The sequence below is a fragment of the Halarchaeum sp. P4 genome, from assembly GCF_051195175.1.
Lineage (GTDB): Archaea > Halobacteriota > Halobacteria > Halobacteriales > Halobacteriaceae > Halarchaeum.
Genome location: NZ_JBNTKC010000001.1, coordinates 648,132 through 660,635, shown reverse-complemented (window position 1 = coordinate 660,635; position 12,504 = coordinate 648,132). Strand labels below are relative to the sequence as shown.

Genomic DNA, 12,504 nt, shown 5'->3' with positions numbered 1-12,504 from the left:
TCGGCGTGCGCGTCAAAGAAAACGGTGTGGCCGCGTGAACCGCTATGCGGTCTTCTTCAGGGTCCGCTCGACTTTCGTGAGCAGGTCCCGCGAGCGCGATAGCGCGATAGCGCGGGCGCCCGAGGCGTCGCGTTCGGCACTCTCGAGTTCGCTGTCGAGGTTCTCGAACGCGTCTGCTATCGAGCTCGACCCCCACTCGTCGTCCGCACTGGAATCCGTCGACTGTGCAGACATGACTTCCACTGACACACTAGGTGTGTCCGGACGGAAAAAAGTCGGGACGAACTCGACAGGTGTCCACCCGGGCGGAAGGAACTATACGTCGGGCGGCCCTTCTCGGCGTATGAGCGTCCGGCGGTTCGTCCGCGGTACGGTCCCGTGGCCGGCCCTCGAAGCGGTCGCGCGGGAGGTCGCCGAGCGGTACGGCGAGGAATCCGTTCGCGTCGAGTTCTTGGAGGCGGACAACTGGTTCTCCACTCCGATGGTCGTCGACGACCGCTGGTTCTGTAAGGTCGTCTCCGCGCAGAACGCCTTCGTACACTCGCTGTTCACCGGGATGCGGAACCTCGGGGTCTTCTCCGCCGGCGAGGAGGGGTTCTTCGAGCCGTTCGACGGCCCCGTCGAGATGGCGGAGCACGAACTCGAGGCCACGCGCCGGATGCGCGAGGCGGGCCTGAACGTCCCCGAACCCGTCGAGGCCTTCGAAGTCGAGGGACTCGGCGTGCTCGTCATGGAGTACCTCCCCGAGTTCGAGACGCTGGACGACCTCTCGCGCGCCGAAATCGAGGTGCGCGCACCCGAGTTGTTCGGCGCGCTGAAGACGATGCACGAACACGGTCTCGCGCACGGCGACCTGCGTGCGGAGAACGTCCTCATTCACGAGGACGAACTCTACTTCATCGACGCGACGAAAGTCCGCGAGCGCGGCGGGCAGGAGACTGCGGGCGTCGAGCGCCCCGCACAGGCCTACGACCTCGCCTGTGCGCTCGCTGTCCTCGAACCCCTCATCGGCGCGGCGGCCGCCGTCCGTGCCGCCCGCGAGCGCTTCGAGACCGAGGAGTTGCTCGCCGCCCGCGAGTTCCTCGACTTCGTCGCCATCCGCCCCGACCACGACTTCGACGCCGCCGCGCTCCGGGGAGAACTCGAGGGCGCGGCGAGCGAGGGCGCACCAGCCTGAAACGAGCACGGCCTTCATCGCCCGTGCCGGGGAACTGACTGCATAGACGCCGCCAGCGACGCCGACGGCCGGGAACCGGTACACGTCGTGTACGTCGATGACGTCACCGACCAAGTAGTGACGAAGCAGGATACTCGAACGCATCCGCGCGAACCTCGAACTCACCGAGTCCGAGTTCCGCTCGCTCCACCAGACACTCACCCAACCGTCGAGCCCGTTCCGGTAGTCGCGACGAAGATAGCGGTCGCTCGACGGGGTGAGAGACGAAGGCGGGAGGCGATGGGGGTGGCCCCTTCCTGGTCGGAGGGGCCGGAGGTCGACCGGTGCGGGCGGGCCGGCCGACGGTGGGTCGGCGTGGAGACGAGGTGCGGACGTTGTTGTGCCAACACGCGACGAGAAAAGCGTCTCGCGTCGGCACTCCCTGGTTCGCCCTCCGAGCGTAAAAAGGTATCCACCGACGCAGCCTCCGAGCATGGCCGACGGTGCGGGGCACGCGGCGTCTCAGCGGCCCGGCGCTGCTACCGTGCCGGCCGCGTTGCCGTCACCGTCCGCCGGTGGGGACCGTCGGTCGCTACTCGCATTCCGCGTCGCGCCGGTCGGCGAGAGCGGGGAACTCCTCGCGGACGTCCGCGACCCGCGACGGGTCGAGGTCCGCGTAGACGACATCGGCGTCGTCGTCCGTCGTGGCAATCGGTGTCCCCCACGGGTCGTAGACGGTGGAGCGCCCGAGCAGTCGCGACTCGCCCTGCGCGCCGACGCCGTTGACCGCGCCGAGGTACCACTGGTTCTCGACGGCGCGCGCCCGCGAGAGCGTCCGCCAGTGCTCGACGCGGGGGTACGGCCACGCCGAGGGGACGAGGACGAGCGTCGCCCCCAACTCGACGAGCTCCCGGTAGAGTTCGGGGAAGCGGAGGTCGTAGCAGGTGGTCGCGGCGACCGTGAACCCCCCGACGTCGGCGGTCTCCAGTCGCTCGCCGGGGACGAGGAGGTCGGCCTCGGCGGAGTCGTAGCCGAAGAGGTGGTGTTTACGGTAGACGAGGCGCCGCTCGCCGGTCGCATCGAAAAGCACGCTCGTGTTCGCGTAGCCCGTCTCGGCGGGCACGGCGGCGTCGGTGTCGGCTGCCGTCGCGGCGAGGTCCTCGACGACGGTCCCCGCGAGGACGGCGACATCGTGCTCGTCGGCGGCGTCCGCGATACTCGCCAGCCGCTCGCCGGCAAGCGACTCGGCGGCGTCGGGGTAGGCCTCGAAGGCGAAGTAGCCGACGTCCCAGAGTTCGGGGAGCGCGACGACGTCCGCGCCGTTCGCGGCGGCCGCCGCGATGGCGTCGTGGGCGGCCGCGTTGTTCGCCGCGACGTCGCCCATCGTGGGGGCGAGTTGGGCGAGCGCGAGGCGCATCAGCGGTGGCCGCGCTCCTCGAGCTCGCGCTCGAGGTTGTCGAGTTCCTCGTCGAACTTCCGCTTGAAGAAGCCCTCGACGCCGGGGAACTTCCCCTCGACGACGAACGTGTTGGTGAGCGTGCAGCCGTCGCCGTCGTTCGCGGCGAGCTCGTGCTCGCCGGTGACGGTGAGGACTTTCGACTTCCCGACGAACTTGACGTACTCGCCGTCGCGGCGCTCGACGTCACGCGTTTCGACCTCGACGGTGCGGCGGAGGACGGGCAGTTCGACGAACCAGACGGTGACGTCGCCGCGCTCCTCGTAGCCGGTGACGACGCTGATGGCCGACGCTCGCTTCGTCGGGTCGGCGATGAACTCCCAGACGTCCTCGGGAGACGCGTTTAACTCGAAGGTGCGTTCGACCCGGACAGTCATACGCGGACGTGGACAGCGGCGAGCAAAAAACCGCCGGTGTCCGCTCGTTCAGGCGGGTTCGACCCGCCACGTCGTCGACTTCGAGCGCCCCCACTTCTCGATGTCGACGTCCTCGGTCTTCTCCGCGAGCCGCGGGAGACGTGACCCGACCTGCTTCGCGGTGAGTCCGAGCTGGCCGGCGATACTCTTCGCGCGGAAGTAGCGCTCGCCGGCCTCGACGCTCTCGTGGAGGTACTCGAGGATGCGGCGTTCTTCCTCGGTGTACTCCGTCATACTCACGTCTAGGTGCGAGTCGTGCTTAACCGTTTCCGCTCGTCACTCGAAGACGTGGAAGGCGGCGACGGCGAGCATCGCGAAGACCAGCGCGACGGCGAAACCGCTCGACGCCGCAATCTGGTGGTGGGCGTTGATGAGGAGGTAGAGTGCGCCGAGCGTCGCGACGGCGCCGCCGGCGAGTCCGATACCGAGACTCTTGTCCGTGGTGGATTCAGCCATACCACCGGCTACCAGAGGCCGTGACTTATCGGCTACGGTCGCGTCACGGTGTGCGCCGCCCGCGGCGGCCGGGCCGTGCGGTGCGCAAGGCTTTCGCCGGCGCCGCCCGCGCTCCCACGTATGGACCTGCGCGCACTCGCGTTCGGGAGCACGCTGAAGACGGCGCTCACCGTCGTTCTCGCCGGAAGCCTCGTCGTCGGCGGGTCATTCGCCGTCGGGCTGCTCGGCCTCCCGTCGGTGGTGGCGACGGAGAACGCCTTCGGCGACGTGAACGAGACGACCACCACCGTCGAGACGGCGATGACGGTGCACAACCCGAACCCCATCGCCGTCCGCCTCGGCGGCGTGAGCGTGAACTACACGGTGTCGATGAACGACATCGGGATGGCGTACGGCCAGAAGGAAGGCGTCGAAATCGGGACGGGGAACACGACGCTGCGCTTCGAGAGCTACCTGCGAAACGAGCGCATCCCGAACTGGTGGGCGAGCCACGTCTCGAACGGCGAGGAGACGACCGTACAGGTCGCGGCGGACGTCCGCTCGGGAACGCTCGGCCGGACTGTCCACGTCACGCCAGTGACGCGTACGGTCTCAACGAACATCAGCGACCAGTTCAACTCCACGGCGGACCGGCCGGTGAACGCGGGCTCGCCGCTCGTCGAGGACCCCGTGCTGGTCGTCCGCGAGACGCGCGCCCACTGGGGGACCGTGACGGCCACCGAGACGCCGCTCGAGACGTCATTTGTCGTCTATAACCCGAAGGCGACGCCGGTGACGTTCGGGTCGCTCGGCTACAACATCACGATGAACGGCGTCGACGTCGGCGAGGGCGAGAGCGAGCAAGCAGTCGTCATTCCGGGCGGCGCGACCCGCACCGTGCAGGCGAGCACCGTCCTCGAGAACCGGCGACTCGACGAGTGGTGGGTGACACACCTCCAGCACAACCAGACGACCGACCTCCGCATCGACTTCTACGCGCGCCTCTCCGTCGGTGGCGGCGAGTCGATTCGGGTGCCGCTGCGCGGATTGACCTACGAGAAGACGATTCACACCGACATCTTCGGGAACGCGAACGCCAGCACGAACGCGACGGCCGGCGGGTCAGGTGGTGGGTCGTCCGGCGAGGAGACGACGACGAGCGACACGACGGAGGACGGCACCACCTCAACGACAGAAGACGGCACGACGGCGACGACGACCAGTACGACGTCGACGACGGAAGGGGCGACGACCACTACCACGACGTCCGACGGCGGCCTGCTCGGCGCGGTGCGCGAGCCGGCCTGAGCGGGACGGCCCGCGCCGGCGGCTTATTCGATGGTGGTGTGTGCGGACTGTTCGTTGAGCGCGAGGTTCGCGGCGATTTCGGCGTTCCGCATCGCGTACTCGGCGGTCTGCTGGAGGCTGACGAGGACGTCGCGGATGCGGAGCAGGCGTTCGTTCTCCATCTCCGTGAGGTCGTTCAGCAACTCCGATTCGAGGTCGCCGATGTCCGCGAAGAGTTCGCGACACTGGACGTGCTTGTCGTAGTCGCGCTCGACGACGGCCTCGACGGCGAGCGTCGTCAGTTCGTCCACCTGGTCGGTGAACTCGCGGATGCGGCGCATCGTCGCGGAGTCGACGTCGAGGGTGTGGCTGTCGGCTTCGAGGACGATTTCGGCGATGTCCTCGGCGTTGTCGGCGGTGAGTTCGAGGTTCTTCGCGACGCTCCGGTAGCCGATGAGCGGGAAGCCGTCGTCGAGGCCGACGGCGCGCGCGAGGTTCGGGTTCTCGTAGGCGGTGAAGATGAGCCGCAGGCAGAGGACGAAGATCTTGTTCGCCTGCCGCTCGCGGTTGAGCGCGCGCTGTGCGAGATCCGGGTTGCCGTGCGCGAGCGCCTTCACGGCCTCGCCGCGCATCGTGCTCCCGGTGTTCTCGAGGCGGCTCAGGAGGTTGTTGAGCGTGAAGTCCTCGGGGTCGACCGAACACCGGATGGTGATGCGTTCGGGCGTCTCCTCGACGACGCCGAGACCCATGAGCTGGGTCTCGGCCTTGTAGACGGCGTTGATGTGCGCGCTGTCGAGCGTGTCCTTGTCGGTGACGTGGATGACGCGCCGGCCGAGGACGTACTGGCCGACGATGGCGCGCTCGACGGCGTCGGCGTCGAAGTTCTCGGCGTGAATCGTCGCCTCACTCTCGTCGTCGCGCGCGGACGCCGGCGTCACCGTCAGCGTCCCCTTCCCGCTCTCGCGGACCGTGACCTCGTCTCCCTTCTCGACGTTCTGCCCGCGTGCCCACTCTGCGGGTAACGTCATCGCCAGCGTCGATGGTCCAAGTCGCTGAACCTTCCGGCTCTCCATGGGACGCAGATAGCAACTCAACCACCTTAAACTTGCGCTCGATACATTATATTCGCTAAAGCGCGCCCGCCGCGAGACGCGCCGTCCGAGTGTTCCCACACCACGGTAGAGCGCCCATAGGGTGTACAAACGGTCAATAGTCCTGCTCGTGACGGCCCCGTATCTGGATGAACGTCCTTAAACACAGATTTCTGACTATTCGACCTTGACGAGTCGGCGTTCGTAGCGGCCCGTCCGGACCTTCACCCAGCCACGGAGCTCCTCGTCGAGTTCCTCGTCGCCGGTGTCGACGTGGAGGACGCCGATGCCCTCCAGTTTCGACGGCGACGCGACGACCTCGAGGTCGCACTGGCGCACGACCGCGGGGCTCAACTGCTGGTTCCCGCGCCCGAGGACGAACCCCTGCCCGCCAATGGGCGAGACGACGACGACGTTTCGCTCGCCGAGCGCGGCCAGAATCTCGCGCTCGCTCCCGTCGCGCACGAGCACCTCGCCGTCCCGCCAGACGTCCACGCCGAGCGGCGACCCATCGAAGCCGAGTTCGCGCTTGATGGTCCCGACCGTCCCACCGGGGCCGAGGACGTACGTCACGCCGTCCTCGACGCTCTCGGCGAACCCCGCCGCGAGCGCCTCGACGCTCCCGGAGGAGAGCTGCTTGCTCGCCTGCAGGGCCTCGGCCACCGGGACGGTCGCCACTGCGCGGAGGCGCGCGCGCACCTCTCCCTCCCGGTAGGCCGCCTCGTCGATGTCGTTCACCTCGCGGGCCTCCGTGCGCTCGAACGTCGCGGCGATGCGGCCCGCGTCCCGCGGCTTCACCGCGAACACCGACGAGTAGACCTTCACCCCCGCCGGTACGCCCAGCATCGGTGTCTCGCTCCCTAGGTCGTCCAATGTCTCGGCGACGTCGACGGCGGTGCCGTCCCCGCCGACGAACAGAATCAGGTCGACGTCGCGCTCGACGAACACCCGTACTGCCGCCTTCGTGTCCGCCGCGGACGTCGCCTCGTCCGCGGGCTCGCCGACGACGGTCGGGTCGAACCCGGCCTCGCGGGCTTCGTCCTCGCCCATCACGCCGCCGTACGCGAGTAGGCGGACGTCCTCGTTGCGCGCCGCCGCGCGGAGCGCACGCAGGGCTGCCACCGCCCGCTCGGGTGCGCGCGGCTCCGCACCGCGCTCGCGTGCCTCACTCACCTTCTCGTCGGTGCCCTTCAGGCCGACACGGCCGCCCATTCCCGCGATCGGGTTCACGACGACGCCGATGGTGCGCATTCGTCCGTGATTCACGCGCGCCGCGTATAGGCCGTTCGCCACGGCCGACGCGGATACTGAACTGTTAAGGGCGCGCCCGCAAAACCCGACGAGTATGTTCGTACCCCTCGCAGAAGCGCCCCTCTCGACGGGCGCGTACAGTTGGATCGTCCTCGTCCTCGGGATCGTCGTCGCCGCCGCGTGGTGGGCCTACGCGGTCCGCTGACGAGACGACTCGTTCTCGACGTTACCCCTCGACGCGCTCGCGGAGCCAGTCGGCTGCCTCGCGCACCGTCTCCGCGTCCGTCCCCTGTATTTTGAGGCGCACGCCGTCGCCCGGGTAGCTCCCGACATCGACGCCGAAGCGCTCGCGGACGGCCTCGATGCGGTCGATGAGCGCGCTCTCGGGTTCGGCCGCGTAGACGACCTCGACGTGCCGTTTCTCGCCCGCGAACTCGCCGGCTACCTGCTCGAACATCGCCTTCATCTCGTCGGGGACGCCCGGGAGCACGTAGCAGTTCGCCACGACGGCACCCGGCGCGACGCCCTCGTCGTTCGGGAGCATCCGTGCGCCCTCCGGGAGGTGGGCCGTCCCGTCCGTGAGGTCCGCATGCGAGTACGTGTCGTGGTCCGCGAACCAGGCCGCCGCGTCCGGGTGTTCGACCAGCTCGCGGTCGAACGCCGCGGCGACGCCGTCCATCGTCACGTCATCGTGCGTCGGCCCCAACCCCCCAGTGACGAGCACGGCGTCGTAGCGCTCCGCGAGGTCGCGGACGTCCGCCTCGATGACGCCGACGTCGTCCGGGACGACGACTACCCGGCGGACGGTCGCGCCCCGCTCGGTGAGACGGCGGCCGAGCCACGTCGCGTTCGTGTTCGTGGTGTCGCCCGCGAGGAGTTCGTCGCCGACCGTCAACACTGCAACGTCCATGGGCCGGCCTACGAGACAGGTCCTCAAAAAGTCGCGGCCGGCGGCGAGTCGCGCCCTTCCCGCGCTCGAGCACTCGAGGTTCCGAGGGAACCCCGGCTACTCGTGGACGTCGAGGCCGCTCTCCTCGCGCTCGCGTTCGAGGCGGCGAATCTGGATGCGGAAGTAGACGACCCCGCCGAGCGCGACGAGCGCCGCGAGCGCGAGCAGGCCCGCGAAGATGTAGATGTCGCGCTGGAGGTAGAACTGGACGTCGACGGTGTTCGCGCTCACCGAGTCCCAGTGGTAGTGCACGCGGTTGTCGACGACCGTCCGCTCGTAGCCGCCGGGACTGACGCTCCCGACTATCGGGACGTTCGCGCGCATCCCCGGCGGGAGGACGACTTCGTAGGAGACGTCCGAGAGGACGGCGGGGACGGAGAGCGAGCGCGACCCCATCGGCGCCGTGTAGGCGAACTGCCCGCGCTGGCCGGGGAGTGTCACCGTCACCGCGTCGCGGTCCTCGGAGACGCCGATGGCGGAGGCGTTCACGACGGTGCCGTTCGGGTAGCGGAACTGGACGGCCGCGATGGGGACGGGGCTGTCGCCCATGAACGTGCTCGACTGCGAGAAGCGCAGCTCCGTCTCGTTCGAGGCGCTGACGTTCAGCACCGCCTGATACTCGTCGCCGGTGGCGTTCACGTGTACCGTCGCGTTCTCCGCCGCCGTGGCGTTCCAGTCGTAGGTCGCGTTCCGCTGGAGTTGCTGGTCGCTCACCGTGCCCGTGCCCAGACAGCCCGCGCCCGCCGCGAGCGCGAGGACGGCGAGCGTGACGAGGAGCCAGCGCCGTCGCATACTCAGGGGACCACGCAGAGCAGTTCGGCCGGCACGTACTGCCCGATGCTCGCGAGCAGGCCCGGCGGGTCCGTCTCCTCCCGGCAGACGATGCTCTGCTCGAGGAGGCCGAGGCGCTCGACGGTGACGATGTCCCGGGCGTGGCCCGCGCGGTTCACGGTCGCGCGCACCTCGGCGCGCGTCGCCGAGTTCACGTTCACGCGTCCGGTTTCGGCGCGCGTCCAGTCGAAGAGCCGGTCCTGCGTCGCGGCCGCGAGCTCGTGGCCTTCCTCCTCGTCGTAGACGAACTCGAGGGGGACGTGCTGGACGAGGCCGAAGCGGGTGCGCACCTGCTCGGGCGTCCCGGGACCGAGGCCGAGGCCGTCCGCGGGAATACGGACGTCCTCGCCGGCGTCGAGAACGAAGCCGTCGTCGTCCCACGCCTCGAGCGTACCGGTGTAGGTCTCGCCGTCCTCGAACTCGGGCGTGATGGCTCCCCACTCCTCGCGGAGGAGGTTGCGTGCGACCGTCTCGTCGTCGCCGGCGACGGTGACGGACGGGAAGTCGTCCTCACGCAGGCCGATGTCGAACTCGACGTCGAGGTCGCCAATGTCGTTCCCGACGAGCGAGCGCAGCGAGTCGAGCGCGCGCTCGCGAGCGTCACCCTCGACGTAGATTTTGGTTGCAAGAACGACCATTCAGGCGATACCCAGTTCGGACTCGAGGTCTTCGAGGCGCTCGTCTATCGCTTCGAGCATCTCGTCGTTCCCCATCGCCTCGAGCGGCGAACCACACTCGGGGCACTCGAAGCCGAAGTCCATCGCCTCGCCGAACTCGAAGCGGATGGAGTCGACCTCACAGAGGTAGAACTCGTTGTCGCGCTCGTACTCGCGGCGCTCCTCGAGGGCCTCGTGGAGGCGCTCCATCTCATCGTGGAGGTTCGACGGGATGTTCTCGTAGCGGAACGTCCAGAGGTAGGTGAGCCACCCCGAGTCCTCGTCCCGGACCCGCCGATAGGTCGCGAGGTCGTTCTCGTAGAGGATGAACAGCGCGCGCCGGACGTCGTTCAGTTCGAGGTCCAGGCGCTCCGAGAGTTCCTCGTCCGTCACTTCCCCATCCGGGGGCGCCGCCGCAACCGGCATCCCCTTCGGGCCGACTAGTTCGTGGAGGTATTTCTGTACGACTGGGTCCTCCAACAGCCCCTCGAAAGCCATGATACGTGAAACTGGGGGTCGAACGACCCTTAATACCATCGGGTACGAGGCCGAGCGATAGCGCGGCCTCGGAACAGACGAACGCGGCGCGAGTGCCGCGAGCGGTGCGTGAGACGCGATACCGCGCGACGCACGCCGAGGACCGCCGTCCTTTTCGCTCGACGCGCGCAACGAGGAGGTATGACTCCGTCGCGGACGCTCGGGTGGCGGGCCGCCGAGGCCGTGGTGCTCGGCGGGGTCGCGTACGCCGTCGGCTTCGGGCTGTCGCTGGCGCTCGTCGTCGCCCTCCTCGCGCTCGGCGTGAGCGGCGCCGGGTTCGTCGGGGAGCGCTACGGCTATCCGATGGCGCTGCGGCACGTCGCGCTCGCGGTCGCGCTCGTCGTCCATACCGCGCTCGCGGTCAGCGCCGGCGCGCGCTGGTTCGTGGTCGTCGCGCTCCCGCTCGTCGCGTGGTTCCTGTTGGACGCGCTCGCGCAGGCGTTCGGCGCGGACGTGGGAGCGGGCACGGACGACTCACACGCCGCCGTCGTCGCCGACCCGGACTTGGCGGGCGAACTCCTGCGAGAGCTGCGCGCGGAGCCGCAGAGCCCCGCCCGGCTCGCCGCGACGCTCGACCGCTCGCGCCCCCGCGTGGCGCGGACGCTCGACGCGCTGGCGGCACGCGGCACGCTCGAGCGCGACGCTGACGGGCGCTATCGCGTCGCCGACGCGGGCGGGTTCGACCCGCTCGCGCTCCCGGCTCGGCTCGGCGAGCGCCTCCGCGAGCCGTTACGACTCCTCCTCTAGGTCTTCGGGCGGGACGACGGTCTTGCCCGTCTCCTCGGGGACGACGACCTGTTCGGCCCCCGCCCACTCCTGCTCGAGTTCGCGGCCCTCGAAGAGCCGATCGAGGAAGACGGCGAGGCCCGCGACCTCGGAGTGGGGCTGGTTCGTCACGCCGACGTTCCAGTCCGCGTGGTCGTACACCTCGAAGGGGACTTTCTCGCCGCCGACGACGACTAGGAGGGGGTCGTCGGCGTGCGCGTCTCGCACGTCCTCCTCGACGTCCTGCACGCGCTCGCCGTACATCGTGAGGTGGACGACCGCCCCCTCCCAGTCGCGGATGAGCGCCTTCTGCTCGTCCTCGAGCTCGGCCTCGAAGGGGCCGCCGAAGCGCGAGGTGATGTCGCGGACGGTCTCGAGGGACTGGCCGGCGTTGTCCGGGAAGACGACGCGGTCCGCGCCGAGCGCGCGCGCCGTCAGTCCGACATGGGTCGTCATTCGCTCGTCGCGCCCCGGCCGGTGGCCCAGCCGACAGACGACGACGTCGTGTTCGCCCTGCATACTTCCGGATTCGTGGCGCGCCGGGTAACGGCTTACGGAACGAGCGGCCGGGCGACAAAGGAAAGACACTTGCGCCGTCTCACGCACGACACGCTATGGACCTGACAGACAAGACGGTGGTCGTGACGGGTGCCGCCGGACTCGTCGGCTCCCACCTCGCGGAGCGCCTGCGCGAGGACAACGACGTCGTCGCCGTCGACGACCTCTCGAAGGGCTCTCGCGCGGCCGTCCCCGACGGCGTCGAGTTCGTGGAAGCGGACCTGCTCGACGAGGACGACGTCGCGGACGCCATCACGGAGGAGACGGACATCGTCTTCCACTTCGCGGCCTACACGGACACGAACTTCGACGACGACCGCAAGCTCTTCGAGGAGAACCAGGAGATGACGTACAACGTCCTCGAACGGATGGAGGAGGTCGGCGTCTCCAAAATCGCGTTCACGTCCTCCTCGACGGTGTACGGCGAGGCACCGATGCCGACGCCGGAGGACTACGCGCCCCTCGAGCCCATCAGTATCTACGGCGCGAGCAAGCTCGCGGACGAGGGTCTGCTCTCCGTCTACGGGCACTCCTACGACTTCCAGGTGTGGCTCTTCCGCTTCGCGAACATCGTCGGCCCGCGCCAGCGCGGCAACGTCATCCCGGACTTCATCGAGAAGCTCCTCGAGGACCCGGAGACGCTCGAAATCCTCGGCGACGGCCGGCAGCAGAAGTCCTACATGCACGTCGAGGAGACCGTCGAGGCAATCGAGTACGTCGTCGAGCACGCCGACGACGACGTGAACACGTTCAACCTCGGGACGAAGACGACGACGTCGGTGAACCGCATCGCGGCCATCGTCGCTGACGTCCTCGATGTCGACCCCGAGTACGAGTACACGGGCGGGTCGCGCGGCTGGACGGGCGACGTGCCGAAGATGCGCCTCAGCATCGAGAAGCTCGACGCGCTCGGGTGGTCGCCGAGCCAGTCGAGCGACGAGGCAGTCCGGAAGGCGACCGAGCAACTCGCCGCGGAGCTCCGGGCCGAGTACGAGGACTAACGCGACACTACCCACCGGGAGGTGTCGCACTGAGGCGAGCGGCGGCGGCCGCGAGCAGCCCGAACACGTGACCGGCGCGAGCGTCGCGCTGGCTCCTTCTGAGTGTCGGTACGTT

The 12,504-nt window shown here is 68.9% G+C and carries 16 protein-coding genes; 4 read left to right on the top strand and 12 right to left on the bottom strand.

The window, feature by feature from the left end; all coding sequences use genetic code 11:
• Nucleotides 1-42: 42 nt before the first annotated feature.
• Nucleotides 43-243: a hypothetical protein gene (locus tag ACQUS8_RS03485; protein ID WP_435096980.1), complete on the bottom strand. Its 201-nt coding sequence runs from the start codon at nucleotides 241-243 to the stop codon at nucleotides 43-45.
• Between the two features lie 100 nt (nucleotides 244-343).
• On the opposite strand from ACQUS8_RS03485, the gene ACQUS8_RS03480 reads away from it, so the two are divergent.
• Nucleotides 344-1,177 (top strand): RIO1 family regulatory kinase/ATPase domain-containing protein, encoded by an 834-nt coding sequence (locus ACQUS8_RS03480; RefSeq protein WP_435096978.1) that lies wholly within the window; start codon nucleotides 344-346, stop codon nucleotides 1,175-1,177.
• Between the two features lie 571 nt (nucleotides 1,178-1,748).
• On the opposite strand, the gene ACQUS8_RS03475 is transcribed toward ACQUS8_RS03480, so the two are convergent.
• The 4 genes from ACQUS8_RS03475 to ACQUS8_RS03460 are packed head-to-tail and all read right to left on the bottom strand — an operon-like array spanning nucleotide 1,749 to nucleotide 3,484.
• Nucleotides 1,749-2,573, bottom strand: a complete 825-nt coding sequence (locus ACQUS8_RS03475; RefSeq protein WP_435096976.1) for a nitrilase-related carbon-nitrogen hydrolase — start codon at nucleotides 2,571-2,573, stop codon at nucleotides 1,749-1,751.
• A complete protein-coding gene (locus ACQUS8_RS03470; RefSeq protein WP_435096974.1) occupies nucleotides 2,573-2,989 on the bottom strand; it encodes an SRPBCC family protein in 417 nt (138 codons plus the stop codon). Before ACQUS8_RS03470 ends, ACQUS8_RS03475 begins: the two co-directional genes overlap by 1 nt.
• A gap of 48 nt (nucleotides 2,990-3,037) precedes the next feature.
• Nucleotides 3,038-3,262: a DUF7123 family protein gene (locus ACQUS8_RS03465; RefSeq protein ID WP_435096972.1), complete on the bottom strand. Its 225-nt coding sequence runs from the start codon at nucleotides 3,260-3,262 to the stop codon at nucleotides 3,038-3,040.
• Nucleotides 3,263-3,304: 42 nt separating this feature from the next.
• Complete coding sequence (locus ACQUS8_RS03460; RefSeq protein ID WP_435096970.1) at nucleotides 3,305-3,484, bottom strand: DUF7525 family protein; 180 nt, start codon at nucleotides 3,482-3,484, stop codon at nucleotides 3,305-3,307.
• Between the two features lie 120 nt (nucleotides 3,485-3,604).
• On the opposite strand from ACQUS8_RS03460, the gene ACQUS8_RS03455 reads away from it, so the two are divergent.
• Nucleotides 3,605-4,771 carry an LEA type 2 family protein gene (locus ACQUS8_RS03455; protein WP_435096959.1) on the top strand — a complete coding sequence of 389 codons (1,167 nt, stop codon included), beginning with the start codon at nucleotides 3,605-3,607 and terminating at the stop codon, nucleotides 4,769-4,771.
• A gap of 23 nt (nucleotides 4,772-4,794) precedes the next feature.
• Here ACQUS8_RS03455 and ACQUS8_RS03450 read toward each other — a convergent pair whose 3' ends face one another.
• The 6 genes from ACQUS8_RS03450 to ACQUS8_RS03425 form a co-directional block, all read right to left on the bottom strand.
• On the bottom strand, nucleotides 4,795-5,823 hold the full coding sequence (locus tag ACQUS8_RS03450) for a PhoU domain-containing protein (protein WP_435096957.1): 1,029 nt from the start codon (nucleotides 5,821-5,823) through the stop codon (nucleotides 4,795-4,797).
• Between the two features lie 195 nt (nucleotides 5,824-6,018).
• Nucleotides 6,019-7,092, bottom strand: a complete 1,074-nt coding sequence (locus ACQUS8_RS03445; RefSeq protein WP_435096955.1) for an ATP-NAD kinase family protein — start codon at nucleotides 7,090-7,092, stop codon at nucleotides 6,019-6,021.
• 226 nt (nucleotides 7,093-7,318) lie between these two features.
• The gene (locus ACQUS8_RS03440) at nucleotides 7,319-8,002 is read right to left on the bottom strand and encodes a competence/damage-inducible protein A (RefSeq protein ID WP_435096953.1); all 684 of its coding nucleotides are present in this window, start codon (nucleotides 8,000-8,002) and stop codon (nucleotides 7,319-7,321) included.
• A 96-nt stretch (nucleotides 8,003-8,098) separates the two neighbouring features.
• Nucleotides 8,099-8,833, bottom strand: coding sequence for a DUF5803 family protein (locus tag ACQUS8_RS03435; protein WP_435096950.1), 735 nt, complete (start codon nucleotides 8,831-8,833; stop codon nucleotides 8,099-8,101).
• Nucleotides 8,834-8,835: 2 nt separating this feature from the next.
• Nucleotides 8,836-9,510: a DUF2110 family protein gene (locus tag ACQUS8_RS03430; RefSeq protein ID WP_435096947.1), complete on the bottom strand. Its 675-nt coding sequence runs from the start codon at nucleotides 9,508-9,510 to the stop codon at nucleotides 8,836-8,838.
• Complete coding sequence (locus ACQUS8_RS03425) at nucleotides 9,511-10,026, bottom strand: transcription factor (protein ID WP_435096944.1); 516 nt, start codon at nucleotides 10,024-10,026, stop codon at nucleotides 9,511-9,513.
• A 180-nt stretch (nucleotides 10,027-10,206) separates the two neighbouring features.
• Between ACQUS8_RS03425 and ACQUS8_RS03420 the strand changes: the two genes are divergently transcribed.
• On the top strand, nucleotides 10,207-10,812 hold the full coding sequence (locus ACQUS8_RS03420) for a hypothetical protein (protein WP_435096941.1): 606 nt from the start codon (nucleotides 10,207-10,209) through the stop codon (nucleotides 10,810-10,812).
• Here ACQUS8_RS03420 and ACQUS8_RS03415 read toward each other — a convergent pair.
• On the bottom strand, nucleotides 10,795-11,349 hold the full coding sequence (locus ACQUS8_RS03415; RefSeq protein WP_435096938.1) for a tRNA (cytidine(56)-2'-O)-methyltransferase: 555 nt from the start codon (nucleotides 11,347-11,349) through the stop codon (nucleotides 10,795-10,797). The genes ACQUS8_RS03420 and ACQUS8_RS03415 overlap by 18 nt on opposite strands.
• A 95-nt stretch (nucleotides 11,350-11,444) precedes the next feature.
• Between ACQUS8_RS03415 and ACQUS8_RS03410 the strand changes: the two genes are divergently transcribed.
• A complete protein-coding gene (locus ACQUS8_RS03410) occupies nucleotides 11,445-12,389 on the top strand; it encodes an NAD-dependent epimerase/dehydratase family protein (RefSeq protein ID WP_435096935.1) in 945 nt (314 codons plus the stop codon).
• Nucleotides 12,390-12,504 lie beyond the last annotated feature (115 nt).